This window comes from Vibrio diabolicus, assembly GCF_011801455.1.
GTDB classification, from domain to species: domain Bacteria; phylum Pseudomonadota; class Gammaproteobacteria; order Enterobacterales; family Vibrionaceae; genus Vibrio; species Vibrio diabolicus.
In genome coordinates this window covers 982,659-1,009,463 of record NZ_CP042451.1, presented here as the reverse complement: position 1 = coordinate 1,009,463, position 26,805 = coordinate 982,659, and the positions used below count along the sequence as shown (strand labels likewise).

General features: G+C 45.8%; 20 protein-coding genes. 5 read left to right on the top strand and 15 right to left on the bottom strand.

Features of this window, described 5'->3' with window-relative positions:
* Positions 1 to 13: 13 nt before the first annotated feature.
* The 7 genes from folC to fabB all read right to left on the bottom strand — a co-directional run bounded on the left by folC (position 14) and on the right by fabB (position 11,509).
* Positions 14 to 1,276, bottom strand: coding sequence for a bifunctional tetrahydrofolate synthase/dihydrofolate synthase (gene folC / locus FR741_RS04795; protein WP_134647253.1), 1,263 nt, complete (start codon positions 1,274 to 1,276; stop codon positions 14 to 16).
* 46 nt (positions 1,277 to 1,322) lie between these two features.
* Positions 1,323 to 2,249, bottom strand: a complete 927-nt coding sequence (gene accD / locus FR741_RS04790; RefSeq protein ID WP_005397203.1) for an acetyl-CoA carboxylase, carboxyltransferase subunit beta — start codon at positions 2,247 to 2,249, stop codon at positions 1,323 to 1,325.
* 197 nt (positions 2,250 to 2,446) lie between these two features.
* Entirely contained in the window at positions 2,447 to 3,241 is a 795-nt protein-coding gene (gene truA, locus FR741_RS04785) for a tRNA pseudouridine(38-40) synthase TruA (RefSeq protein ID WP_047010110.1), read from the bottom strand.
* 138 nt (positions 3,242 to 3,379) lie between these two features.
* The gene (locus tag FR741_RS04780; protein ID WP_167426347.1) at positions 3,380 to 7,615 is read right to left on the bottom strand and encodes a FimV/HubP family polar landmark protein; all 4,236 of its coding nucleotides are present in this window, start codon (positions 7,613 to 7,615) and stop codon (positions 3,380 to 3,382) included.
* A 197-nt stretch (positions 7,616 to 7,812) separates the two neighbouring features.
* Entirely contained in the window at positions 7,813 to 8,826 is a 1,014-nt protein-coding gene (locus FR741_RS04775; protein WP_005397941.1) for an aspartate-semialdehyde dehydrogenase, read from the bottom strand.
* A complete protein-coding gene (locus tag FR741_RS04770) occupies positions 8,823 to 9,956 on the bottom strand; it encodes a 4-phosphoerythronate dehydrogenase (RefSeq protein ID WP_048625846.1) in 1,134 nt (377 codons plus the stop codon). The genes FR741_RS04775 and FR741_RS04770 overlap by 4 nt, the downstream gene beginning before the upstream one ends.
* Positions 9,957 to 10,297: 341 nt before the next feature.
* Entirely contained in the window at positions 10,298 to 11,509 is a 1,212-nt protein-coding gene (gene fabB, locus FR741_RS04765; RefSeq protein WP_006741726.1) for a beta-ketoacyl-ACP synthase I, read from the bottom strand.
* A gap of 128 nt (positions 11,510 to 11,637) precedes the next feature.
* Between fabB and mnmC the strand changes: the two genes are divergently transcribed.
* Entirely contained in the window at positions 11,638 to 13,656 is a 2,019-nt protein-coding gene (gene mnmC / locus FR741_RS04760) for a bifunctional tRNA (5-methylaminomethyl-2-thiouridine)(34)-methyltransferase MnmD/FAD-dependent 5-carboxymethylaminomethyl-2-thiouridine(34) oxidoreductase MnmC (protein ID WP_167426346.1), read from the top strand.
* A gap of 76 nt (positions 13,657 to 13,732) precedes the next feature.
* On the opposite strand, the gene FR741_RS04755 is transcribed toward mnmC, so the two are convergent.
* The 3 genes from FR741_RS04755 to FR741_RS04745 form a co-directional block, all read right to left on the bottom strand.
* Positions 13,733 to 14,257, bottom strand: coding sequence for an NADPH-dependent FMN reductase (locus FR741_RS04755; RefSeq protein ID WP_046875554.1), 525 nt, complete (start codon positions 14,255 to 14,257; stop codon positions 13,733 to 13,735).
* Positions 14,258 to 14,402: 145 nt separating this feature from the next.
* Entirely contained in the window at positions 14,403 to 14,666 is a 264-nt protein-coding gene (locus tag FR741_RS04750) for a YfcL family protein (RefSeq protein WP_167426345.1), read from the bottom strand.
* A 25-nt stretch (positions 14,667 to 14,691) separates the two neighbouring features.
* On the bottom strand, positions 14,692 to 15,222 hold the full coding sequence (locus FR741_RS04745) for an elongation factor P hydroxylase (RefSeq protein WP_167426344.1): 531 nt from the start codon (positions 15,220 to 15,222) through the stop codon (positions 14,692 to 14,694).
* A 333-nt stretch (positions 15,223 to 15,555) separates the two neighbouring features.
* On the opposite strand from FR741_RS04745, the gene FR741_RS04740 reads away from it, so the two are divergent.
* Positions 15,556 to 16,179, top strand: coding sequence for a trimeric intracellular cation channel family protein (locus tag FR741_RS04740; protein ID WP_074191661.1), 624 nt, complete (start codon positions 15,556 to 15,558; stop codon positions 16,177 to 16,179).
* A gap of 86 nt (positions 16,180 to 16,265) precedes the next feature.
* Here the strand turns inward: FR741_RS04740 and aroC are convergent, their stop codons facing one another.
* Together aroC and prmB are read right to left on the bottom strand one after the other, a co-directional pair.
* Entirely contained in the window at positions 16,266 to 17,351 is a 1,086-nt protein-coding gene (gene aroC / locus FR741_RS04735; RefSeq protein ID WP_167426343.1) for a chorismate synthase, read from the bottom strand.
* A gap of 179 nt (positions 17,352 to 17,530) precedes the next feature.
* Complete coding sequence (gene prmB, locus FR741_RS04730; RefSeq protein WP_005380541.1) at positions 17,531 to 18,463, bottom strand: 50S ribosomal protein L3 N(5)-glutamine methyltransferase; 933 nt, start codon at positions 18,461 to 18,463, stop codon at positions 17,531 to 17,533.
* Positions 18,464 to 18,526: 63 nt separating this feature from the next.
* Here prmB and smrB point away from each other — a divergent pair, with 63 nt between their 5' ends.
* Positions 18,527 to 19,057, top strand: a complete 531-nt coding sequence (gene smrB / locus FR741_RS04725) for an endonuclease SmrB (protein WP_012841540.1) — start codon at positions 18,527 to 18,529, stop codon at positions 19,055 to 19,057.
* A gap of 97 nt (positions 19,058 to 19,154) precedes the next feature.
* On the opposite strand, the gene sixA is transcribed toward smrB, so the two are convergent.
* Positions 19,155 to 19,619: a phosphohistidine phosphatase SixA gene (sixA, locus tag FR741_RS04720; protein WP_005397904.1), complete on the bottom strand. Its 465-nt coding sequence runs from the start codon at positions 19,617 to 19,619 to the stop codon at positions 19,155 to 19,157.
* Between the two features lie 375 nt (positions 19,620 to 19,994).
* Here sixA and FR741_RS04715 point away from each other — a divergent pair, with 375 nt between their 5' ends.
* Complete coding sequence (locus FR741_RS04715; protein ID WP_005397901.1) at positions 19,995 to 22,772, top strand: insulinase family protein; 2,778 nt, start codon at positions 19,995 to 19,997, stop codon at positions 22,770 to 22,772.
* A 168-nt stretch (positions 22,773 to 22,940) separates the two neighbouring features.
* Positions 22,941 to 23,195 carry a hypothetical protein gene (locus FR741_RS04710; RefSeq protein ID WP_046875551.1) on the top strand — a complete coding sequence of 85 codons (255 nt, stop codon included), beginning with the start codon at positions 22,941 to 22,943 and terminating at the stop codon, positions 23,193 to 23,195.
* Between the two features lie 62 nt (positions 23,196 to 23,257).
* On the opposite strand, the gene fadJ is transcribed toward FR741_RS04710, so the two are convergent.
* Both fadJ and fadI read right to left on the bottom strand, forming a co-directional pair.
* Positions 23,258 to 25,369: a fatty acid oxidation complex subunit alpha FadJ gene (gene fadJ / locus FR741_RS04705; RefSeq protein ID WP_167426342.1), complete on the bottom strand. Its 2,112-nt coding sequence runs from the start codon at positions 25,367 to 25,369 to the stop codon at positions 23,258 to 23,260.
* Positions 25,369 to 26,676 carry an acetyl-CoA C-acyltransferase FadI gene (fadI, locus tag FR741_RS04700; RefSeq protein ID WP_005394284.1) on the bottom strand — a complete coding sequence of 436 codons (1,308 nt, stop codon included), beginning with the start codon at positions 26,674 to 26,676 and terminating at the stop codon, positions 25,369 to 25,371. Before fadI ends, fadJ begins: the two co-directional genes overlap by 1 nt.
* Between the last annotated feature and the right edge of the window lie 129 nt (positions 26,677 to 26,805).

Here is a 26,805-nt window from a genome sequence, read left to right as displayed (position 1 = left end):
AAAATACCTTTGCTTATTTATTCTTTGATTGCCAATGTTCCAATACCTCTCCGACAGTATGGAATGAACCAACCACCAGAATGACGTCTTCTTGCTTTGCGTGGCTTCTTGCATTCTCAAAGGCGTCAACAGGGTTTTCAAAATGAACTTGCCCATCGGGTAAGTATTGGCACAACTCTCCAGCAGTCGCCGCTCTCGGTCCGGTTAGCGACGCTGGATACCATTGTGTTGCAATTGGAGTTAGCGCTTCAATGGTTGCTTTAATGTCTTTGTCATGCAGCATCGCGACTACAATATGGATATTCTTACCCAAATATTGGTGCTTCACTTTCTCTACCAAATACTCAGCAGAGTGCGGGTTGTGCGCGACATCAAGGATTATCTCCGGCTCGTGATGCAATATCTGCATGCGCCCTGCCAGGCGAGCATTATTCAAGCCATTGACAATGTTTATGTCAGTGATTTGCAATTCCGATGCTCCCAACGCCATCAATGCTGTTGCCGCATTTTGTAGCGGTAACGATGGGACAGGTAAATCCTCTAACGCAAATGCACCACTGCTCCACTTCCAACCATTATTAGTTAGTTGGTAATCATACTGAATACCAACTTGGAAGAACTCAGAGCCAATATCGTCAGCATGAGCCGCCACGGTCGCCGGTGGCATTGGTTGACCACAAATTGCTGGCTTTCCTGAACGGTAAATGCCTGCCTTTTCAAAACCAATGACATTGATGTCATCACCAAGCCAATCCACATGATCGATCGCTAAGCTCGTAATAACAGAAACATCATGGTCAACAACGTTGGTGGCGTCTAGACGGCCGCCAAGTCCTACTTCAAGTAAGACAACGTCAACTTTCTCTACTTGGAAAATACGTAGCGCAGCAAGCGTACCGAATTCAAAGAGGCTAAGGCTGATATCACCACGCTGCTTTTCTACATAGTCGAATGCTTCACAGTGCTTTGCATCTACAACGTCGACGCCATTAATGCGTACACGCTCGTTGTAACGAATCAGGTGCGGAGAGCTGTAAACACCGACTGAATAGCCAGCATCGAGTAAAATAGCTTCCATTAACGCACACGTTGAACCTTTGCCATTGGTTCCGGCAACGGTGATTACGGTTGGAGCTGGTTTGGTAAGATTGGCTTTGTTTGCTACCGCTTGGACACGGTCTAAGCCTAGATCAATTGCTGAGGAATGAATATTTGCTAAATAATCAAGCCACATCTCTAATGAAGATGTGGCTTGAGGAATTGGGTTTTGGGTCATCTAACTTTAACCATTAAATTCTTTGGTTTTTATGTTAGTTGATACTTTACCCTTTTTCGTCCGCTTCTGGTACAGAATATGGTTCTTCATTTGGAGATTCGTTAACCGAAACCACCAAAGGAGACTTGTGGTTAGTCATCTTAGCAATTAGACCACCCACACGCTGACGCATTTCACGACGGTCAACGATCATATCAATCGCACCGTGATCAAGCAGGAACTCACTACGCTGGAAACCTTCAGGAAGATCTTCACGCACTGTTTGCTCGATAACACGACGACCAGCAAAGCCAATCAGCGCCTTAGGTTCACCGATGTTGATATCACCCAACATAGCCAAACTTGCTGATACACCACCCATTGTAGGGTCAGTTAGAACTGAAATAAACGGCAGACCTTTTTCTGATAGACGCTCAAGCGCAGCACTGGTTTTTGCCATTTGCATAAGAGACATCAATGCCTCTTGCATACGAGCGCCACCACTTGCTGAGAAACAAACAAGTGCACAGTTGTTTTCAATTGCTGCATCCACCGCTTTTACAAAGCGAGCACCAACAACTGAACCCATTGAACCGCCCATAAAGGAGAATTCAAACGCACACGCCACAAGCGGTAGACCAAGCAGTTCACCCTGCATCACAACTAGCGCATCTTTCTCTCCGCTATTTTTTTGTGCTGCAGAGATACGCTCTTTGTATCGCTTAGAATCTTTAAATTTCAGTTTATCCTGTGGCTCAAGTTCGGTACCTAATTCAACTCGATTGCCTTCATCTAAAAACGTTTCCAAACGACGACGCGCTTTCATGCGCATGTGATGGTTACACTTTGGACAAACTTCTAGGTTACGCTCTAGTTCAGCATGGTATAAAACCTGTTCACAAGAGGTACATTTAGTCCACACACCTTCTGGGATAGAAGCTTTGCGTGAACTTACTAGGTTGCTTTTCTCTAAAATCTTTTCAAGCCAACTCATGGAAGACCTTTTCTCTCAACTCTTCCGCTTCATTGCGAAAGATATAAATTCGACATAATACCGACGGATTAAACCATATCTTGCAGCTACTGTAGATAAAAAACTGGTTGTACCTATTTTTGATATCATAAATAGCGTATGTTTTCCGCTCACGTTCAATGTAAACACTACCGATATTTTGAAATAAGTTTGTAAAATTAGTTCAAATTATCTGGCAAAAACAGTGGACCGATCGGCACTTCAGGTAACCCAAATTCTTCTGGATAGTCTACATCTACCAGGTACAGACCTTCCGCTTTCGCTGTCGCACCCGCTAGTTTGCGATCTTTAGCCTCTAGCAACCATTTGATCCATTCAGGGCTCTCTTCACCACGTCCAACCTTTATCAAGCTACCCGTGATGTTACGAACCATATGATGCACGAACGCATTAGCTTTAATATCAATAACCACATAGTTCCCATGGCGCGTAACGTTCAGATGCATCAAGTTTCGAAATGGGCTACGAGACTGACAATGCGCCGCACGAAACGACGTAAAATCATTTTCACCAAGCAGATACTGCCCTGCCTCATGCATTTTTTTCTCGTCGAGCTCACCATGATAGTGGCTCACACCAGAGTTTAAGATACCAGGTCGTAAAGCATGATTGAAAATAATGTAGCGATAACGGCGCGCTGTCGCTGAGAATCGTGCATGGAAATCATCTGGGACTTCCTTAGCCCAACGAACCGCTATATCACTCGGCATGTTCGCGTTTGCGCCCATAGTCCAAGCTACCATTTTTCGAGTAACGTTGGTATCAAAGTGCACAACTTGTCCTGTGCCATGCACGCCAGCGTCTGTCCGACCAGCACACTGCACTTCAACTGGGTGATTAGCAACAACGGACAATGCTTTCTCTAGCTCTTCTTGGACACTTTTCACTTCTCTTTGGCGCTGCCAACCAAAGTAGTTTGTACCGTTGTACTCGATACCTAATGCGATTCTCATCTTAACCTTCGAACTCTAAAATGGGGCGGGAAGTATATACTCAAGTCACCTCAAGTTGCCAGTTTCAACAAGGATGACGTAGAGGTAGCATCATACTAGCGAGACACAAAAAGGGTAGCCAACGCTACCCTTTTCGATTTATCGGCCATTAATGGCATCAATCAGGCTCTTTGCTTCGCGGCGAATATCATCTTCACCGTAAACAATCGCCTCTTCTAGTAATTTTATCGCCCCTTGAGAATCGTTCATCTCGAGATAGATTTTAGCAAGGTCCAGTTTTCCAGCAGCTTCAGCGTTGCTATCTACGTCAACATCGCCGATCTCACCGATAACATCTGGAAACTCGTTCAATCCGACATCAAGCTTCAGATCTTCCTCTTCGAACTCACCACCTTCTTTATCGACCTGAGCCATCAATTCATCAATCGTCATAAATTGATTTTTCTTCGGGTCGAAGTCATCCAAGTTGCTTTGCTCTGCCCAGTTTTCTTGCGCGATCTCTGGCTGACTTAGTGCATCACTTGAATTCCAGACATCACGCTGGTCCTCGGGCACTTCGTCCGCAGAACTTACGCTATCGGCAGCTGGTTTAAAGCCATCCCAATCATCTCCAACATCAAGCATGGTTTCAAAATCCATACCTGCGCTTGCGATGGTGTCACTGTCTAACTGACCTTCAAACACCTCTGAACTTGCGTCTTCAGCAAGAAGGTTAGCCATTGAAGATTCATCATCTAAGTCACTTAGCGGCTCACCCTCTGTCGCTGTTGGCTGCACTTCTGGTTCAGTATCAAAACCGTTTTGCTGCGCAAAGACTTCAAACAAAGCATCATGATCGTTATCGGCTTGAAGAGTTGGTCTCGATGTCTCAGTTTCAACATTAGGAGTCTCTGGCGCACTCTCATTCATTGATGCGAGAACATCTTCCTCATTGAACTCAGGAAGATCTTGGTCGTCAAAACTTAGCTCTTCATCCTCACCGGAGATTGGTTCTATATCTGCAGTCTCAGAGCTCGGTAATTCTGGCTCTTCTTCCATAGATGCCAAGGCGTCTTCTTCACTGAATTCTGGCAGTTCGAGTTCATCGAAATCGAACTCTTCTTCTGCTTCAGTCGCCGACTCAGCTTCAGAGCGCTCAGGCTCGATAGATTCTGGTTCATCTAACGTAGGTTCGCCTGCCATGGACGCCAATGCGTCCTCTTCGCTGAACTCTGGCAGTTCGAGTTCGTCGAAATCGAACTCTTCTTCTGCTTCAGTCGCCGACTCAGCTTCAGAGCGCTCAGTCTCGATAGATTCTGGTTCATCTAACGTAGGTTCGCCTGCCATGGACGCCAATGCATCCTCTTCACTAAACTCTGGCAGTTCGAGTTCATCGAAATCGAACTCTTCTTCTGCTTCAGTCGCCGACTCAGCTTCAGAGCGCTCAGGCTCGATAGATTCTGGGTCATCTAACGCAGGTTCGTCCGCCATAGACGCCAATGCGTCCTCTTCGCTAAACTCTGGTAGATCGAGTTCATCAAAATTGAATTCGTCTTCTGCTTCAGTGGCCGAATCAGCTTCAGAGCGCTCAGGCTCGACAGGCTCTGGTTCATCAAACGCAGGTTCGTCCGCCATGGACGCCAGTGCGTCTTCTTCACTGAACTCTGGTAGATCGAGTTCATCAAAATCGAACTCTTCTTCTGCATTGGTGGCCGAATCAGTTTCTGATGCTAGTTCTGAACTTTCTGGCTCACTTTTGTTACCCAAGTTTTGTTCTTGTTCTGGTTGAGTTTCACTTTCTAGTTCAGGCTCATCCAGTAGCCAATCTTCTTCTTGTGGAACACCAAATTCATTTTCTACTGTATTTGGTGTCGGAGTGAACGCTGGGGCGTCTTCTTCTGTATCAACTTGAGGCGGCACTTTAGCATCAGGCTCTACTGATGCATCTTGCGTTGACTTAGAATTGGCATCCTCTTCTTGTTGTGGCGAAGATTCCTCTATCTCAGCTTGCGGCTCTTCAACTTGTTGTTGCGTTAAATCATCTTCAGTATCAAATAGTGCATCCAGTTCAGCAGAAAAGTCCGCTTTTTCTTGCTCTGTAGGCTGAAGCTCTTCACTGTCTGACTCAAACAAGTCGTCTAGCTCGCTCATTAAAGGATCGTTCTCTGGTGAGAGGTCCTCTAAATCACCCAGAAACTCATCGCTGCTAAATGGCTCTGAAGCAGTTTCTGGCTCGGTTAATGGTTGCTCTGGCGCTGTTTGTTGCGGATCTGGTTGACTGTCACTTAATAAAGCGTCGATGTCCAAACCAGACTCAATTTCCGGCTCTTCATGAGCGGGCTCTGACTCGGCTATTGAAGATGGTTTTTCGTCGCCGTCTGGTTCGCCAAAACCAAGTGAAGCGAGTAACTCTTCCTCTTGCGATTTATTCTGTGCAGGGCTTTCGTCCTCTCGAATCAGATCATCAAACGGGTCTAACTCAGTCTCAGTTCCTGTCTCTTCATCCAGTTCGGATGTAACGTCATCAATGAGTTCATCCAGTAAATCTGTGCTATCTGCATCTAACTCTTCAATCGAGTCATCGCCTTCAAAACCAGAGAGTGCTTCTAGCTCATTCAGTGGGTCAAACTCGTCGTCTGTTTCATCTTCGTCAAAATCGATCAGTTCATCGAGTAAGTCCGTACTGTTTTCATCTAGAACGACGTCTTCGCTGGCGTCACCTTCAACTTCTGTCGACTCAGTAACAGGCTGCTCGTATTGAGCTAATAGCTTATCGATATCGTCATCAGATGCCTCTCCTGCGCTGAAATCATCATCCGATACGGGCTGTTTTAGTTCAGGTTCATCGGTATCTAGGTCGAAGTCGTCATTGCCAAGTTCCGCAAACAAGTCATCAAGCATATCCTGATCGACAGTGTCACTTGGTAACTCTTCTGACGGCTCATCTGCTGCAAGTAGTTCCGCAAACGCGTCGTCTGAAAGCGAGTCTGCTTTCTCGTTCGTATCATCTGAAAGATCGAAGCCAGCCTCATCGTCATCGAGCACTTCTAGTTCTGGAGCAACCTCATCTAAGGCTCGCTCCATCTCTTCTAAACCAAGCGCTTTTTCTTCGCCGTTAACTTGGATACCATTGTTCGATGACTCAAACTCATCCAGACCAACATCCAGGTCGCCGTCATCACCGATACCCGCAAATGGGTCATCGTCCCCTTCTAGGTTGAAATCCAGTTCTTCATCGTCAAGGTTGGCAAAGACGTCTTCTTCTAAATCTGGCTTCTCTTCTTGTGTAGCCTGAGTATTTATATCTTCATCTGCGAACAACTCATCATCAAGTGTGAGTTCTTCATCCAGCTCGTCCGTCGCCGCTAAACCAATTGGCGCAGCTAATGGATCGGTTTCCTGCGGCGATTGCGCAGCAGGCTCTTCCTCTTTGTTTTTAGAACGGCGACCAAGCAACATCACAACCAACAGTGCCAGCAATGCACCTGGAATAAGCGCCGCTAAGCCGACAAGCCAACCATTAGACAGAATCTTGTCAATCGTACTTGGCTGCATGCGTTGTTGCTCAGCAAGGCGTTGGCGCTCTTCAGCAAGCAGTTTCTCGACTTCCGAGCGAATGCGTTCTTCGTCATTCAGCTCATTTTTCAAGGTTTCAACTTCGCTTTGCACTTCTGACAACATTAAGCGAAGACGATGGTTCTTCTCTTCCAATGACTCTAATTCACTTTGTGAGCCTTGAAGTTTGTCTTTTAACGCACTGACCTGCTTTTCACCCTGCGGAGAGGTGTTCACAGGTGGCGCAGGAATAACTGGTATTGTTTTTTGAACCGATTTTGGTTCCGCAGCTACAGTGGTTTCTGGTTTAGGAGCAACAGTCTTGGGTTCTACTTTTATTTGTGGCTTTGGTTGCTCGGTGACGCGTTGTGCTGGCGTGGCTCTATTTGTCGGCTTCGGCTGTTTTAACTTAGCCTCGTGCGCCTTCATGATCGCAACAGCTTGCTCTGTAGTCGCGCTTTGCACTTGCTCTAGAGACGGTACTCGTAGTCGACTCCCTGGAATCAACTCATGAATGTTTTGGTTCTCAAACGCTTGAGGGTTAATTCGATAAATGGCAAGAAGCGTTTGTTGAACGGTAACACCGCGTGAAGGTCTTAATTCTGAAGCGATCGACCATAGTGTTTGATTTTCACCAGTCGGACCAAAGAAACGTGACGGCTGAGTATTTGCAGGAGGAGCAGGTAATGCTCGCTCAATATCTTCAGCATAGCTCGGAGATGATTGCACTTCACCAGACGGTCCAACAAGACGAATTCCTTCGGCTTGAACCACTGATGATGTCTGAGTCGCGCTCATCAACACAAGGGCTGCTAACAAACGCTTATAATTTTGACGCATAGAAGGCTCAGTTTTGTGCTAAATACAATTTGAAATGGTGATCGGTTAAATATATCGGATATCACATGCAAAACTATAGCGTTGAGAATAAAAAATGTGTGGCTCTCGCCATATTCGTACTAATCTCACACTATTTTGTTCCGTTCGTACAAAAAAGCCTCGCACAGTGCGAGGCTTTGAAATGAACTGTAAGTGACTTAGTAGTAATCGCGGATCAGGACTTCAGCGATTTGTACCGCGTTAGTTGCTGCGCCTTTACGCACGTTATCCGCCACAACCCACAAGTTTACACCACTGTGGTGGCTGATATCGTTGCGGATACGACCAACCATAACATGATCTTTACCACCCGCATCACGCACTTGTGTCGGGAAGTCATCACCGTGGAAGACTTCGATACCGTCAGTTTGCTCAAGCAAGTTAACGACTTCTTGTGCATCGATTGGAGAGCGAGTCTCAATGTGAAGCGCTTCAGCATGACCATAGAATACCGGCACACGCACACACGTTGGGTTTACTGTGATTGATGGATCGTTAAAGATCTTCTGTGTTTCCCACACCATTTTCATTTCTTCTTTGGTGTAGCCATTTTCCATCATCTGATCGATTTGCGGAATACAGTTAAACGCAATCTGTTGAGAGAATTGCTTCTTATCCGCTGGCAGACCGTTTAGAAGCTTAGCCGTTTGACCTGCTAGTTCGTCAATGCCCGCTTTACCCGCACCAGATACGGATTGGTATGTAGATACGTTAATACGCTCAATACCCACTGCATCGTGAATTGGTTTTAGTGCCACCAGCATTTGAATGGTCGAACAGTTTGGGTTCGCGATGATGTTACGGTTACGAAACTCTGCAATCGCTTCTGGGTTTACTTCTGGCACAACAAGAGGAATGTCGTACTCATAACGGAAGTGTGAAGTGTTGTCGATAACGATAACACCTTCATCTGCCGCGATTGGCGCCCATTTTTCAGATAGTTCACCACCAGCAGAGAACAACGCAATATGAGCTTGAGACCAATCAAACTCTTCAACGTTCTGTACACGAACCGTTTTGCCATTAAAGCGATAAGTCTTGCCTTCGCTACGCTCACTTGCCAACAAGTGAATGTCACCCACTGGGAATTTACGTTCTTGAAGCACTTCTAAAATTGTTTCACCGACCGCACCGGTCGCACCTAAAATGGCAACATTATATTGCTGGCTCATTGACTTACCTCAATCTGAAAACCTAGTTCTGCTAATGGAGCAAGGTTACATGTTTTGTTACCCACTAGCGTGACAGCGCTGTATTCACGGCGATCCCAGTAGTTTTTACGCATCAGGTCAAAAGCACCTGGCTTACTGATCTCACGACGGAAAAGAGCGTCATCTCTACGCACATCATAGATTAACTGCGTGATGTTATGCAGTGTTGCTTCATCCCAAGCTCTGTCCAATACCATAGTAGGAACAGGCGCGGTTGGCAGTAAATCGCTGGCATGCGCACGTAATTCGTTATTTAAGAACTCACAGTAGCTGTTGAAAATCATCGTCGTACCGCGAGCTTTCCCTTCCAAGCCGTAGCCTGCAACGTGAGGGGTTGCGAATGCTAGCAGAGGCAGAAGCTCCATATCAACCTCTGGTTCAAATTCAAATACGTCAAGCGCTGCGGTAAAACCGTCGTTTTTCAAAAGACGTTGCTTCAATGCCTCATTATCAACGATTGGACCTCGCGCGGCGTTAATCAAAATCTGATCACCACGAAGCGAGTTTAAAACCGTTTCATCAATTAAATGATGAGTTGGATATGGGCCATCTTTGGTGATTGGCGTATGTAGTGTAATGATGTCTGAGCTTTCAATCAGTTCTGTCAACGGAGTAAAGCTACGAGGATCACCAGCCTCTTGTTTGAATGGGTCATTGATGAGAACTTTAATCCCCATGCCTTTCAAACATTTCTCTAGGTAGCTACCTACTTGGCCTGCACCAATAATACCTACCGTCTTGTCAAATACCGAGAAGCCTTGTTGCTGAGCGAGCACCATCATTACGCTGAACGCATACTCCGCCACACCCACTTTGTTACAACCTGGCGCCGCAGTGAAGAAAATGCCTTTCTCTTTTAAAAGCGCTTGGTCGACATGATCCATACCTGCTGTTGCGGTACCAACAAACTTTAGCTTGTTTGCTTTGCTGATTAGATCGGCATTCACTTTGGTTACCGAGCGAATCATTAGGGCATCAACATCCACTAAATCATCAGCCGTCAGTGTACGACCTGGTTTTAGAATCACTTCACCGAGTTGGCTGAATAGCTCTTCAGCGTACGGCATATTTTCATCAACAATAATTTTCATAGCGCCAGCGTTTTAACATCCATTTGTATGAGTTCGTTTATTCGCAAGATGCGAAACTAAAACGATTGTGCCCTTTTCCCGAAAAATCTCAAGAAATAACCCTAATAAACCTCAAGGAGATTGGCTCCAAAGAAATCGTTTAACGGGAAGCAACGTAAAAAGCAGAAATTGAGAAAAGAAAAAGCCCGGCTAAATAGCCGGGCAAAGTTCCAGAACAAAAGGATCCTATCCCGCTCTCCATGGGATAGAGTCTGCGTCTGTTCGATCAGTGTGACTGATCAAGCTCTGGAAACTGGATTGTTGACGCTGTTCTCACTCACGTGGCGCGCCAACAAATTCAGTTAACCTTGGTACTTTTTAATAACCAAAGTTGCGTTTGTGCCGCCAAAGCCAAAGCTGTTTGACATTACGGTTGTTAACTCTGCATCACGTGCTTCTGTCACGATGTCCAGACCTTGAGCTGCTTCGTCCAAGTTTTCAATATTGATGCTTGGAGCAATGAAGTTTTTGTCTAGCATAAGTGTTGAGTAAATCGCTTCGTGCACACCAGCGGCGCCTAGTGCGTGACCAGTCATTGCTTTTGTTGCAGAGATTGCTGGGCTGTTCTCACCAAACAATTGTTGGATCGCACCAAGCTCTTTCACGTCACCAACTGGTGTCGACGTGCCGTGCGTGTTGATGTAATCCACACCGTCAACGTCTTGCATCGCCATCTTCATACAACGGATCGCGCCTTCACCTGATGGTGCTACCATGTCATAGCCATCTGAAGTCGCACCGTAACCTACGATCTCACCGTAGATTTTCGCGCCACGTGCTAGAGCGTGCTCAAGTTCTTCGATAACCAGCATGCCGCCACCGCCAGAGATAACGAAACCATCACGGTCCGCATCATACGTACGAGATGCTTTGTCTGGAGTGTCGTTGTATTTCGTTGACAGCGCACCCATGGCGTCAAACATCATGGTTTGAGACCAATCAAGCTCTTCACCGCCACCCGCAAAAACAATGTCTTGTTTACCAAGTTGAATAAGCTCCATCGCGTGACCGATACAGTGTGCAGAGGTAGCACATGCAGAGCTCATTGAGTAGTTCACACCACGAATCTTAAATGGCGTAGCAAGACAAGCGGAAACCGTAGAAGACATAGTACGAGGAACCATGTAAGGGCCAACTCGTTTTACGCCTTTTGCGCGCATCGTGTCTGTCGCTACCGTTTGGTTGTATGCAGAAGCACCGCCAGAACCCGCAACGATACCGGTACGATCGTTTGAAACCTGATCCTCTGTAAGACCAGCGTCTGCGATTGCCTGCTCCATTGATAGGTATGCATAAGCAGCCGCATCACCCATAAAGCGCATCTGCTTACGGTCGATGTGTTCCGCCGGGTTGATTTTTAGGTCACCCCATACTTGCGAACGAAGACCGTGTTCTTTGAACTGCTCAGATGCAGTGATGCCAGATTTGCCCGCTTTAAGAGACGCTAGAACTTCTTCGACGTTGTTACCGATACTTGAAACAATACCCATACCGGTGATTACGACTCGTTTCATTATGACATTCCTATAATTCAAAAATCCGCTAGATGATAACTAAGATAGTCAACAAAAGTGGTCAGCTTTCCCATAAATTCGTACAATCGCCCCATTCTTACCGCGCCAAATCACAAATTTGCACCATTATGACTTCAATAAAAAACGCAGAACTTGGTTGGAACGAAGCTGGTACTCCGGTTTCAGACCAATTTGATGATGTTTACTTCTCTAACGTAAACGGTCTTGAAGAGACACGCTACGTTTTCTTAAAACAAAATCATCTCCCAGAAAGATGGCAGGAATTTGACCAAAGACGTTTTGTCATTGGTGAAACAGGATTTGGCACGGGATTAAACTTCTTAGCAGTATGCCAGTGGTTTAGTGAGTTTCGTCGTCAGCATCCAGACGCAGCATTGAAAGAGCTGCATTTTATTAGCTTTGAAAAATACCCGCTAAGCCAAGCGGATTTAAAGAAGGCGCATGAAGCTTGGCCTGAGCTAGCTGAGTACGCGAAAAAGTTACAAAAGCACTACCCTGCCGCCGTACCTGAGTGTCACCGCATTGTGCTTGAAGATGGCGCAATTACACTCGACCTTTGGTTTGGTGACATCAAAGACTGCATGCCGCAAGTGCCTTATGGCGAACAAGGACTGATTGACGCTTGGTTCTTAGATGGATTCGCGCCAAGCAAAAACCCAGAGATGTGGAACCAAAATCTGTTCAACAACATGGCTAAGTTAGCCAAGCAAGACTGTACAGTTGCCACTTTTACCGCAGCGGGCTTTGTGCGTCGAGGATTGAACGAAGCAGGCTTTGCAATGAAAAAGGTCAAAGGCTTTGGCACCAAGCGTGAAATGATCGCAGGTTCGATGGAACAACGTGAAAAGCAGTCGAACCATCTCCCTTGGTTCAATCGCACAGCATCTAGCAATCTTGATTCGATTGCTATAATCGGAGGTGGTATTGCCAGTGCAGCGTTAGCGAAAACGTTGGTTCGTCGTGGCCAAAACGTCACGCTTTACTGCAAAGACACTCAACCAGCCGAAGGAGCGTCGGGTAATCGTCAAGGGGCCGTGTATCCCTTGTTGAACGGTCCTCATACTGGTGTTTCGCGTGTGTTTGCGCCTGCATTTTTGTTTGCAAGACAATTTATTGAACAAGCTGCGGAGTCGGTTACATTCGATCACGATTGGTGTGGTGTAACTCAGCTAATGTGGGATGAAAAATCTGCTGATAAGCTGGAAAAGATGCTTGCGGGTAATTTTCCTTCTGAATTGATTCAAAAACTGTCCGCCGAGGAAACTGCGAATACTATCGGATTACCTATCGATATGTCGTCTGTGCACTACCCAATGGGAGGGTGGTTGTGCCCTGCCGAGCTAACTCGTGGGTTAATCAAACAGTTAGAACAGACATCGTTACTCTCAACGAAGTTTGAACATCACGTTGAAGCATTAAATTGGGATGAAGAGCATCAGCTTTGGACACTAACGGTCAATGGTCAAACATTTGAGCACTCAACCGTTGTGATTGCGAATGGTCATGAGTTCCAAACATTGAGCCAAACCGCTTCCCTGCCGATGGGACAGGTGAAAGGGCAAGTCAGTCATGCTCCGGCAACCGAAACGCTGAGTCAATTGAAAACGGTATTGTGTTACGACGGCTACATGACGCCTGTTAACCCAAACAATCAGCACCTGTGCATAGGCGCAAGCTACGATCGCTGTCACCTAGACTACGAATTTGATGAAAACGCTCAGAAGGATAACGCAGAAAAATTAGTGAAATGCGTACCGAACCAAGAATGGCCAAAAGAGGTAGATATCAGTGGCAATCGATCTCGCCAAGGTATTCGCTGCGTGAGCCGAGATCACTTACCATTTGTCGGAAATGTGGGTGACTTTGAGACGATAAAAACGCAATACGCCAACTTACAAAATCAAAAAGCAGAAGAGGTAGAAACCGTTCATCAGTTCACTAACCTATTCTGCTTCTTAGGTTTAGGATCTCGTGGGCTGAGCTCTGCACCATTGTTAGCTGAAGTGTTGGCCTCGCAAATCTGTGGGGACCCGCTGCCATTACCTGTTGATGTATTGACCGAACTTCATCCAAGTCGAATGTGGGTTCGTAAACTAAGAAAAGGCAAAGCCATTACTGAGCTGTAAGAGTATCCTCTCGTTTACATTCCCGACGCAAATATGTGTCGGGAATCACTAACTCATTAAGTCACTCGTGTTGAAATTACTTCAGCCGTGCAATTGCCTGTTTCACTTGTTCTGCCACTTCCGGATTTACCGCCTCACCAGACTCCACGTCAAAGTTCTCGTAGAAGCTCGGCACAGATAGCGATGCTTTCACATCTGCTCCGAAAAATTGCGCGGAACCTGTTGCCGCTGCAAGAACGCTCTGTGCGCCACCCGGACCAGGAGAAGTTGCTAAGTAAACGACTGGCTTGTTTTGGAATACGTTGCGCTCAATGCGCGTCGCCCAATCAAATAGGTTTTTATACGCTGCTGGGTATGAACCGTTATGCTCTGCGAAGGAAACAACAATAGCGTCAGCCTCAGCCAAATCACGTAAAAATGCGACTGCACCTTCAGCTTGACCAATTTCTTTCTCTTTGTCTTCGCTAAACATCGGTACTTGATAATTGTTTAAGTCTAAAACGTTCACTTGAGCGTCTTCGACTTGGTTTGCTGCGTAAGTAGCAAGTAGTTTATTGATTGAGGTAGAGCTGGTAGAAGCACCAAATGCGACAATTTTCATGGTTGTAATCCTTTGTTCACGTTTTATGCTAACCAGAATAAAAGTTGAACAGTTTCGCTACAACCACAAAAATTTTATGGAGAGGTTCGAATTTTTCGAAGTAGTAAATGACTTGGACTAATAAACGGAGAACGACGTTCGGAGATTAAGCCTGAGCCTGCAGTTCTTGCCACAAGTCACTGACGATCGCGCGATCAGCTGGGCTTAATTCGGTACGAGCGTCTTCCAAACTGCTCTCAATGCGTGACTTCAGTTCAGTAATATCGCTAATGCCTTCTTCTTCACAAGATGCCGCAGACAAAGAGATGTGACCACGTAGATAACCACCAGCAAACAATTCATCGTCAGATGCTGTTTCAATTCGAGCATCAATCATTTCCAGTAGTTTTTCTTCAAATTCAATAATCATGGTGTATCTCTGAGGTTATTTGAGGTTATTTAACGCAAAAGTCTGACGCTTCCAGCGGCTTGGTTTGGTAAAACGCACGCAGAGCATCCGAAAGCATATTCACTCGCAAAGGCAAGCCAGCTTCCAAAATACCTAACACTTCTTTATGCACTTTCTGCATAAATCCGAGCCTATCTGGTTCAAAATCGCCGTGTAGATTGTCACAACTCACCGTAAAAGGGAAGCCAGCACTTTGTGCCAGAATCCATTCATAAGCTTGCGGACGCACTTCAACTTTCTCAAACTCCGCTTGAACTTCTGCCGTGCGCCCATCAGGTTCATACCAATAGCCAAAATCTTCCAGCAAACGACGCTCAGGCCCTGCCACACACCAATGCGAGATTTCGTGTAATGCGGAGGCATAAAAACCCCGAGCAAAAATAATCCGATGATGAGGATGCTCATCATCAGCAGGAAGATAAATAGGCTCATCACCACCTAACTCCAATTTCGTATTAAATTGGTCTAAAAAGGTGTCATTGAAAATGGTGATAAGGTCTTGGTATTCGTGGGTCATCGTCGAGTTTGTACTTCAGTTTGACATGCGCTGCGTATTGTCGCTGTTTTTATCTATAAGGTAAAGGTGCTCCCACAGTTTTGGTTATTAGTTGAATTTATCTGAACATCGCTTTCTCCATATAATTTCTCATTCGTCAGCGTACTCATTTGCTACTACACTCTCGCCTTATTTTGATGCTGCTCAAACTGCTGTTTTTTAAGCGGTTTGATTACAGGCATGTTGCTGGTTTTAATCACTTTTTAAGAATGATAAAACCTTTTGTAAGTGTTGTTGCTGCGCCTACGATGATTCACGTAGAACGTAGTGACTTTTTACGTTGAGTGTCTCCCTATGTTGCTAAGTGTGTTGTATATCATTGGTATCACGGCTGAAGCCATGACAGGTGCGTTGAGTGCTGGTAGAAGAAAAATGGACTGGTTTGGTGTTATGTTGGTGGCCAGTGCAACGGCCATTGGTGGTGGCACCGTACGTGACATTTTACTGGGACACTACCCTCTTGGTTGGGTAAAAAACCCAGAGTTCCTAGCAATCACGTGTGTTGCGGGTGTACTTACCACAGGCTTAGCGAAATGGGTGATTAAGCTAAAAGGTCTATTCATCCGCCTTGATGCATTAGGTCTAATCGTGTTCAGCATCATCGGAACTAAGATTGCGATGGGCATGGGCTTACACCCTGGGATCTGCATGGTTTCAGCGCTAGTAACGGGTGTATTTGGTGGGCTACTCCGCGACTTAATCTGTCGCCAAACACCGTTGGTGCTGCATGAAGAACTTTACGCTTCTGTCGCTCTTATCGCATCAGGAATGTACTTAGCGCTATTAGAATTTAATGTTCCCGATGTAACAGCCACTATCATTACACTGATCACCGGTTATATGCTGCGTATGGCCGCGGTACGTTTTAAGTGGCGTCTCCCTTCTTTCAATTTGGAAACGGAAGGCTCACTCCATTAATTTAAATCTAAACGCGTAATGAAAACACATTAAAAAGGCTGCTCATTGAGCAGCCTTTTGTCTCTTTATCAAGCTTATTTTTAAGCTTAAATCTTCGGTGTTTCAGTTGTTACGCCATGGTTTTGACCACGATGACGCAGCAAATGATCCATCACCACAATCGCTAGCATCGCTTCAGCAATGGGTACGGCACGAATACCCACACAAGGATCATGACGGCCTTTGGTGATCAATTGAGTTGGCTCACCTTCTTTTGTGATGGTCTCACCCGGAACTGTGATGCTTGATGTTGGCTTAAGCGCAATGTTAGCCACAATGTCTTGACCAGTTGAGATACCGCCAAGAATACCGCCCGCGTGATTGCTGCCAAAACCTTCAGGAGCAAGCGTATCACGATGTTGACTGCCTTTTTGGTTTACCACATCAAAGCCATCACCGATCTCAACGCCTTTCACCGCATTAATGCTCATTAGCGCGTGTGCGATGTCTGCATCCAGACGGTCAAATACAGGTTCACCAAGACCAACAGGCACGTTAGTTGCCACAACCTGAATTTTCGCGCCAATTGAGTCGCCTTCTTTTTTCAGGTCACGGATAAGTTGGTCAAACGCTTCTACTTTATCAGCATCAGGGCAAAAAAACGCATTGTTTTCGATTTCGTTCCAATCTACCTTGTCGATAGAAACATCACCCATTTGTGACAAGTACGCGCGAATCTCAACACCAAACTCATCTTTCAAGTATTTCTTCGCGATTGCACCCGCCGCCACACGCATTGCGGTTTCACGAGCAGACGAACGGCCGCCACCTCGATAGTCACGGATGCCATACTTTTGGTGGTAAGTATAATCAGCATGACCCGGACGGAATTTATCTTTGATGTCCGAGTAATCTTTTGAGCGCTGATCGGTATTTTCAATTAGCAAACCGATCGATGTGCCTGTGGTTTGGCCTTCAAAAACACCAGAAAGAATTTTAACTTCATCCGGTTCACGACGTTGTGTGGTGTAACGTGATGTGCCTGGACGACGGCGGTCGAGATCGATTTGCAGATCTGCTTCTGTAATTTCTAACCCCGGAGGACATCCGTCTACGATACATCCCAGTGCGATACCGTGACTTTCCCCGAATGTCGTCACTCGGAAATGTTGTCCGATACTGTTTCCTGCCATTACTTCCTCAAGTTTTTATCGCTACGCCCTCTCAAACCAGAGCGCAACTGCTTTCCAATTCTTCGTGGATTCATAGTGGCTTTATTACGTTTTGATGTAAAGAGTTAATATCGGCGAGTTATGTATAAAAAAACACCGAGCATAAAGCTCGGTGTTTTGACGTTTAGTGCAAGACCCTATTAGTCTTTGTACAGTTTAAACTCTTCTGCACACTCAACCAGCTGGTCACGCGTTAGCATGAATACGCCGTGACCGCCGTTCTCGAACTCAATCCAAGTGAAAGGAATCTCTGGGTACTGTTCCATCATATGAATCATTGAGTTGCCGACTTCACAGATAAGAATGCCGTTATCTGTTAGGTAGTCTGGTGCATTTGCAAGAATACGACGCACAAGTTTTAGGCCATCCGTACCTGCTGCTAAACCAAGCTCAGGTTCGTGTGTGAACTCGTCTGGCAGGCTGTTCATGTCTTCTTCATCCACATATGGTGGGTTAGACACGATCAGGTTGTACTTCTCTTTTGGTAGGTCGCGGAACAAGTCAGAGCGAATTGGGAACACTTGCTGCTCCATGCCGTGATCTTGTACGTTTTGCTCCGCGACTTGTAGAGCGTCTGTAGAGATATCAATCGCATCCACTTCAGCTTCAGGGAACGCGTGAGCACATGCAATTGCGATACAACCAGAACCCGTACATAGGTCCATGATGCGCGTAGGCTCTTCCACCAACCAAGGTTGGAATTCAGCTTGAATCAACTCACCAATTGGAGAACGTGGCACGAGTACACGCTCGTCAACGAAGAACTCAAGACCGCAGAACCAAGCTTTGTTGGTTAGGTATGCAGTTGGTGTACGTTCATTGATACGTTTTACTACACGCTCAACAATACGCAGACGCTCGCTGGTCGTTAGGCGAGAGTTTAATACGTGCGGAGGCACATCAATCGGCAAGTATAAGGTTGGCAGGATAAGCTGAACCGCTTCATCCCACGCATTATCAGTACCATGACCGTAAAACAGGTTCGCTGCGTTAAAGCGGCTTACCGTCCAACGAATCATATCTTGAAGGGTATGCAGCTCCGATACCGCTTCTTCTACAAAAATCTTATCCAAAATTGCCTCCGAAAAGCGCTACAATACTGCCAATAAAAGTTTATTAATGAAATTGTTTACCTAATGAGCAAAAAAGACACCGAACACGATGACGATTTCGCCTTGTTTCAGGAAGCAGTACAGGGCGTAAAAAAGTTGCGACAGGATACCATAATCCAGCAACCAAAAAAAAATACTAAGCAAAAAGAAATCAAGCGCTCCAACCGTGAAGCGAGTGATTCTGAATTTTACTTCTCCGACGAGTTTGTCCCTCTCTTAAATGAAGAAGGCCCAACTCGTTATGCACGTGACGACGTCTCCACTTATGAAGTTAAACGTCTACGTCGCGGCGTGTATGTACCGGACGTATTCCTCGATATGCACGGCATGACACAACAAGAAGCTAAGCGTGAACTTGGTGCGATGATCGCCTACTGCGTCAAAAACGAGATTCATTGTGCGTGTGTGCAACATGGCATTGGTAAACACATCCTGAAACAGAAAGCGCCACTTTGGTTAGCACAACACCCAGACGTAATGGCTTTCCACCAAGCGCCACTAGAATTCGGCGGTGATGGTGCGTTGTTAGTTTTGCTCTCGATTCCAGAAAAGTAACTAGCTCACTGTAGAAGCAATTAAACAAAAAGGCAGGAAATTTCCTGCCTTTCTTCATTCTATATCTAATGTTTAAATGCTTATTTGGTTTCGACGCTTATGGCGTAATATGCCACAGCACTTCACCGTTTTGCGTTTGTAGATCGTATTCAATACACACTAGACCTGATGTAGGGAACATCGGTGGTGCCATGTCTTTTACAAACTCTGAAGTGAGATAGCCAACCAAAGGCAAGTGAGAGACAAGCAGAAGCGAGTCTAGTTTTTCCACTTCAATCAATGCACTTGCAAAATCAAATACATGCTCAGATTGACCGTAAGGTGTAATATCTTCACAAGTTTCGATGCTTTTTGCAGCAAAATACTCGCTGATCTCTTGCCAAGTTTGTTGAGCTCTAATGTACGGACTCACCAACACTTTATCGAATTGCGCAAAACCTTGTTCTTTACAGGCTCTCGCAACCGCTTCTGATTCGACTCTGCCTCTTGGGGTCAATTGTCGTGCTGCGTCTGAATCTGCAAAATGCTCGGCTTCGCCGTGACGCATGATGAATATTTTCATGTTATTTCCTAGGGATAGCTAACGCTACCAAAAGGTTGACTGCTATCTTTATTAGATAGACGGGGCTAACTTTAATAATGACGAAACAAAAATACTGATATAATTATCTGTTCATTATACCAATTCGCTTGCTAAAGATAGCGACTTTCTTAACAATCTATTAAAAAGAATGTACTCAGTTCATCACAGTATTTAACTGTGCTATGAGTTCAGAGCATTCATTCAAACAGTTCTTCCCCATACGCAAACGCGATGGGCCTGTGCAGAAGTCTACGAATAACAAAAATACGGCAAGCAGTATTTGTCGAAACGCAAACTTTGCGCCCCCTAGCTAGGGGTTCATAATTACTGTAATGCGAAATCTGGAGACGCATCGTGCATCTAAGTCCTAACGATTCAAATCAATACCGCTACATTACCTTGAGCAATGATCTGCGTGTACTGCTGATTCATTCCGAGACAGCTCAACAGTCAGCAGCTGCTCTAGCAGTGAACGTTGGACACTTCGACGACCCAAACGATCGCCAAGGTCTGGCACACTATTTAGAACATATGCTTTTTTTGGGTACGGAAAAATACCCTAAAGTGGGCGAGTTTCAAAGCTATATTAGCCAGCATGGAGGAACAAATAACGCTTGGACGGGTACTGAGCACACTTGTTTCTTTTTTGATGTTACTCCGAATGCCTTTGAAAATGCCTTAGATCGATTTAGCCAATTTTTTACCGCACCATTGTTTAACGAAGAAGCTTTAGACAAAGAACGCCAGGCTGTCGACTCCGAATACAAACTCAAACTTAATGACGATTCTCGCCGCCTGTATCAAGTCAACAAAGAAGTCATCAATCCAGATCACCCTTTCTCTAAGTTCTCAGTCGGCAACCTAGATACATTAGGTGACCGAGATGGTAAATCCATCCGCGACGAAATTGTCGAGTTTCACCACTCTCAATACTCTGCCGATCTCATGACGTTGACGCTCTTTGGGCCGCAGTCGCTCGATGCTCAGCAAGCGTGGGTAGAAGCCATGTTTGCCAATATCCCAAACCACCACCTTCGTGGAAAATCGATTGATGTCCCCATTAGCACCAAAGAAAGTACCGGAATTTTAGTTCAAGTTGAACCAATCAAAGAATTTCGAAAACTCATTCTCACCTTCCCAATGCCGGGAATGGATAAGCACTACGGCGTTAAACCACTCTCTTACTTCGCGCATTTACTCGGCTATGAAGGCGAAGGCAGCTTAATGCTCCAGCTAAAAAATGAAGGCTGGATTACTTCACTTTCTGCAGGAGGCGGCGCTAGTGGTAGCAACTATCGAGATTTTACGGTTAGCTGCACACTCACCCCGCTGGGTCTCAACCACGTTGACGACATCATCCAAGCGGTTTTTCAATACCTCTCGATGATCAAACAAGACGGGCTAGATGAATGGCGCTATCTCGAAAAACAAGCGGTGCTTGAGTCGGCGTTTCGTTTCCAGGAACCATCTCGACCAATGGATTTGGTTAGCCATCTTGTTATCAATATGCAGCATTATCAGCCAGACGATACCATTTATGGCGACTACAAAATGGCGGGCTATGATGAACAACTGCAGCGTTCGTTGCTGCAATACTTAACCATCGATAATGTCCGCGTAACCCTGATTGCAAAAGGACTGGAATACAATCGTACTGCCGAATGGTACTTTACTCCGTATTCCGTCACGCCTTTTAGTGATGAGCAACGCCGCTTCTATCAACAAATCGATCCAAGCTGGCAGTTCGTCTTACCAGAAAAGAACCCTTATATTTGCTACGATCTCGATCCCATGCCGTTCGAAAATGGTGGTTCACTACCAGAGTTAATTGAAGATCTCGAAGGCTTCCGACTTTGGCATTTACAAGATGATGAATTTCGCGTGCCAAAAGGCGTTGTATATGTCGCTATCGACAGCTCTCATGCTGTTGCATCACCGAAGAACATTGTCAAAACTCGCCTATGTGTCGAGATGTTCCTCGACTCGCTAGCAAAAGAAACCTATCAAGCTGAAATCGCAGGGATGGGTTACAACATGTACGCTCACCAAGGCGGGGTTACCTTAACCCTCTCAGGGTTCAGCCAAAAACTGCCTCAATTGTTGGAAATGATCCTGCACCGTTTTGCTTCTCGAGATTTCAGCCCTGCACGCTTTGAAACCATCAAGCAGCAACTGTTACGTAACTGGAGAAATGCTTCACAAGATCGTCCTATTTCGCAGCTGTTTAACGCACTTACAGGGCTACTTCAACCCAATAACCCACCTTTCGCAACCTTAGTCGAAGCGCTAGAAGAAATCGAAGTCGATGAACTCTCGGTATTCGTAGAATCAATTCTTGCAGAGCTGCACGTTGAAATGTTTGTTTACGGAGATTGGCAGCGTCAACAAGCGCATGACATGGCGACGACCTTAAAGGATGCCCTAAGAGTAAAAGAGCAGCGTTATGAAGAGGCGCTCCGCCCACTCATCATGCTGGGAAAAAACGGCAGTTTTCAACGTGAAGTACATTGTAACCAGCAAGATTCGGCGGTCGTTATTTATCACCAGTGTGAGGATATTGAGCCTCGTAGCATTGCTCTATACTCATTGGCGAACCATCTCATGTCGGCAACTTTTTTCCACGAGATCCGCACAAAACAGCAATTAGGTTACATGGTGGGCACTGGCAATATGCCACTTAATCGTCATCCGGGTATTGTGCTTTATGTGCAATCACCCAATGCAGCACCTGCCGAGCTGGTTACCTCAATCGATGAGTTCTTAAATGCCTTTTATATGGTGCTGTTAGAACTGAACGATTACCAGTGGCATAGCAGTAAGCGCGGCTTGTGGAATCAAATAGCGACGCCGGACACCACACTGCGAGGTCGTGCTCAGCGTCTTTGGGTTGCAATAGGAAACAAAGACACCGAGTTTAACCAACGTGACAAGGTACTTGCTGAACTGAAGAAATTGACCCGAGCAGACATGATTCGCTTTGTCGTTAATGAGTTGAAACCTCGCACGGCAAACCGATTGGTCATGCACTCTCAAGGGCAATCGCATTCGGACGCTCCGCGCATCCACTTAGGGCAAGAAATTGGATCGATTGAAGAGTTCCAACTTAGGCCAAAAGATTGCGGCTTAGGATGATCTAATTGCGCAGTAATAAAATTATCGATTAGTAAGTATATACCTACAAACCAATGAGGTTGTGGGTCTCATAAATAGAATCGACACCATAATTGGCAGAAAATTGAAATTACGCCATTGCGGCTTATGCTCTAATTACCACACTAAAAATAAATTAATGAGGTAATCATGAAAAAAGCACTACTACTTGCGGCTATTATACTGCCACTGGCATCTGCACACGCTGAAATCTCGGTGAAAGGTGATGGCTTTGAGCTAAGTAACGACTGTGTCCGCCTAAGCGGAGACAATGTTTCCATCAAATCAGATGATTGCTCTTCAAAACAGTGGAAAGATAAAGACAACAAAGGCAACAGCAGCGTTCACGGGGACGACAACCCAGGTAAAGGCCACAATAAAGATAAAAAAGACAAGAAGAAGTAACTATTTCTTATTTATGAAAAAGGCTTGCCACTGGCAAGCCTTTTTCTTTACCGAAGCAACGCTTAATAGAATGTGGTTCCTTCTCCAGCTCGAGTAAGCAAACCATCACACGGTGCGTAACGATCGCCGTACTTCGATGCAAACTCATTCATTTTCTCAACCAGTTCTTTAATGCCAAACTGATCCATATAACGGAATGGACCGCCCAAGAATGGAGGGAAACCAATGCCAAATATTGCACCAATATCACCATCACGTGGCGAGCGAATGATGCCGTCATCCAAACAACGTACCGCTTCATTCAGCATTGGTAGTACACAGCGCAACGCAATATCGTTATCGCTCAGCTTAGATTCAGGATCGAGCTTAAGCAGCTTGTAGATAGATTTATCGACTTCTTTCTTCTTACCTTTGTAAGTGTAGAAACCTTTCCCGCTCTTACGTCCTTTGCGACCGTCATTCAATAAGATATCGAACACGTCCGGGCCTTTGAATCGCTCACCTAACTCATTGACTAGAATCGGCATGATCTTCGCGCCAATGTCGACACCGACTTCATCCAGTAAGGTAATCGGGCCGACAGGGAAACCAAAATCAAGCAACGCCGTATCAATCTTTTCGATCGGTTCGTTAGCCAAAAGAATATGCGCCGCTTCGTTCATGTATGGCGCAAGAATGCGGTTCACGTAAAAGCCCGCTTTGTCTTTCACTACGATCGGGGTTTTACCTTGCTTTTTAGCAAGTGCAACGACTGTTGAAATGGTTTCATCTGAGGTCGTTTCATGCGGAATCACTTCCACCAACGGCATTTTTTCTACCGGGCTGAAGTAATGCAAACCCACTACGTTTTCTGGACGCTCCGCTTTTTCTGCAATTTTGTGGATTGGTAACGAAGAAGTATTGGTCGCAAAGATGGTTTCCGGCTTGGCATTCGCTTCAATATCCGCCACCATTTTTTGTTTAAGATCTAAGTCTTCAAAAACGGCTTCAATTACGACATCAATATGATTAAAGCTGGTAAAGTCGACACCGCCAGACAGTTGCAACATTTTCGCTTGCAGATCGGCTTTTGATAGAATGCGACGTTTACGCTGTTTCTCGAATAACTTGTAGTTATAGTTGAGTGCGTTTAGAACGCCATCGTTGCTGACGTCTTTGATGCGGACAGGCACCTTCGCTTTTGCAACAGACACATGGCTGATTCCTGCGCCCATCAAGCCACCGCCAAGCACGCCAACTTTATGAACTGGCGCGGGTTTCGCATCCGTACCATTTTCTTTCTTCATTTCCGTTGTCGCAAAGAAGATAGAACGGAGCGCTTTTGATTCAGAGCTCATCACAAGCTCACCGAAGCGTTTCGCTTCAAGCTCTTGTCCTTGGGCGAAACCTTTCTCTAAACCATGCTGAATAACGTCTAAAATCGCGACCGTTGCAGGATAGTTACCACGGGTTTTCTGATTGGTTTTCTTCGCTGCCTGTTCAAACACAAACTTGCGCCCTAACCCGCTACCCGACATCACTTTTTCTTTCGTGGATAGCTTTTTCGTACCCTTGTTTTTACCTTTGTCGATAAACTGTTTTGCTACGTCGAGCAAAATGGTATCTGGGACACAGGCGTCCACAACGCCCAGCTTTTTAGCTTTCTTCGCACGAAGTTGTTTACCCGTTAAGATCAAGTCCAGTGAAGGTAACAGGCCAATCAAACGCGGCAGACGCTGCGTACCGCCGGAACCTGGCAGCAATCCAAGCTGTACTTCTGGTAGGCCTAAACGCGTTTTATCTGAATCCGTACAAACACGATAATCACATGCAAGAGCAAGCTCTAAGCCACCGCCTAAACATGGACCGTGAATAGCGGCAATCACAGGATATGGTAAGTCCGATAGCTGCTGGAATAGCTCTTGACCTTGCCTCGCTAATGCTTCTGCTTCACTTGCGGTCGTGCACGCTTCTAGCATGCGAACATCGGCCCCCGCGACAAAGTTGTCCGGTTTTAGGGAATGAATGATCATCCCTTTGATGCCACTGGCGTCTTTTAGCTGAGCAAAGATTTCTTTCATTTCATCAGCAAAAGCCGCCTGTAGCGTATTCATTTTTTCATTAGGTACGTCAATCGCTAACCAAGCAATATTCTGCTCATCAACTTTTAGACTAAATGCTTTTTGCTCGCTCATTACTCAACCTCCAGAATCATTGCTGCACCAAGACCGCCAGCTGCACATGCGGTATTCAATGCAATACCGCCACCACGGCGTTTCAGTTCACGTAGGGTTTGCGTCATCATTCGTGCACCTGTCGCCGCGAATGGGTGACCGTAAGCGATTGAGCCACCAAGCACGTTAAACTTATCCATGTCGATTTCACCGATCGCTTTCGAACGACCTAGATTTTCTTGAGCAAACTTATCTGAAGCAAACATCTTCACATTCGCCAATGCTTGCGCAGCAAACGCTTCGTGCATGTCGATCAACGTCAGATCAGACAATTCCAAGCCTGTATTTTCTAGCACTTTTGCTGTGGCATAAGTCGGTCCCATCAGCATGTCCTTTTCCACACCGATCGCTGAAAATGCGTAGCCACGTATGTAGCCAAGAATCTCCATGCCAAGCTCTTTCGCTTTACCTTCGCGCATCAACATCACTGCCGCACCACCATCAGTCAGTGGCGTACTGTTAGCTGCCGTAACACTGCCATACTGGCGATCAAAGGCAGGTCGAAGTTTCGCGTACCCTTCTACGGTTGAGTCGTGACGGACATTGTTGTCTTCCGAAATCCATTTTTTGTATGGTTCTGGAAAAGCCGTCATCACTTCACCTTGGATCTTACCTTCTTTCCAAGCTTGGGAAGCCAGCGTATGAGAGCGATGTGCAAGCGCATCCTGCTCTGCACGAGAAATACCATGCGTCTTTGCCATTTGCTCCGCAGTTTGTCCCATCGACAAGCCCGTCGAGTATTCGGCTACTGCAGGAGGCACTGGCATAAGGTCTTTAAAGCTCAAGTTTTTGAGGATGCTAAGCTTCTGACCCATTGTTTTTGTCTTACTTAGAGCAAGCAGATTAGCGGCCAGTTTCTTAGATACGCCAATAGGCAGGACGGAAGAAGAGTCTGCACCACCAGCAATACCGATATCGATGGTTCCCGCCATGATGCTTTCTGCGACATTGACCGCCGCTTGAAAACTCGTTGCACACGCACGAGTCACACTGTAAGCATCAGTATGGATGTTCATACCGGTGCCTAACACAATTTCTCGTGCGATGTTTGGCGCTTCAGGCATTTGTACTACTTGTCCAAATACCACTTGTTCGATTAACTTCGGATCAATATCTGTTCGAGCAAGCATTTCGCTTACTACCATTTTCCCTAAATCGACCGCTGGCACTTGGCTAAATTCCGTGCTTTGACGAGCAAAGGGAGTTCGAAGCCCCGCGACAATAGCGACACGCTCACCATTGCGTGTTTTTACTTCCTGCTTGCCCATTGTTTCTCCTTAAATACAAGAGGTCTGACCTGATGCATTGTAATGAATTTGTTAAATTTATCAAACGTGCGTTTAAATAAACGTGAAGCAAGTAGATCAATTACTCTACTTCTTTGATTCTTATGCGAT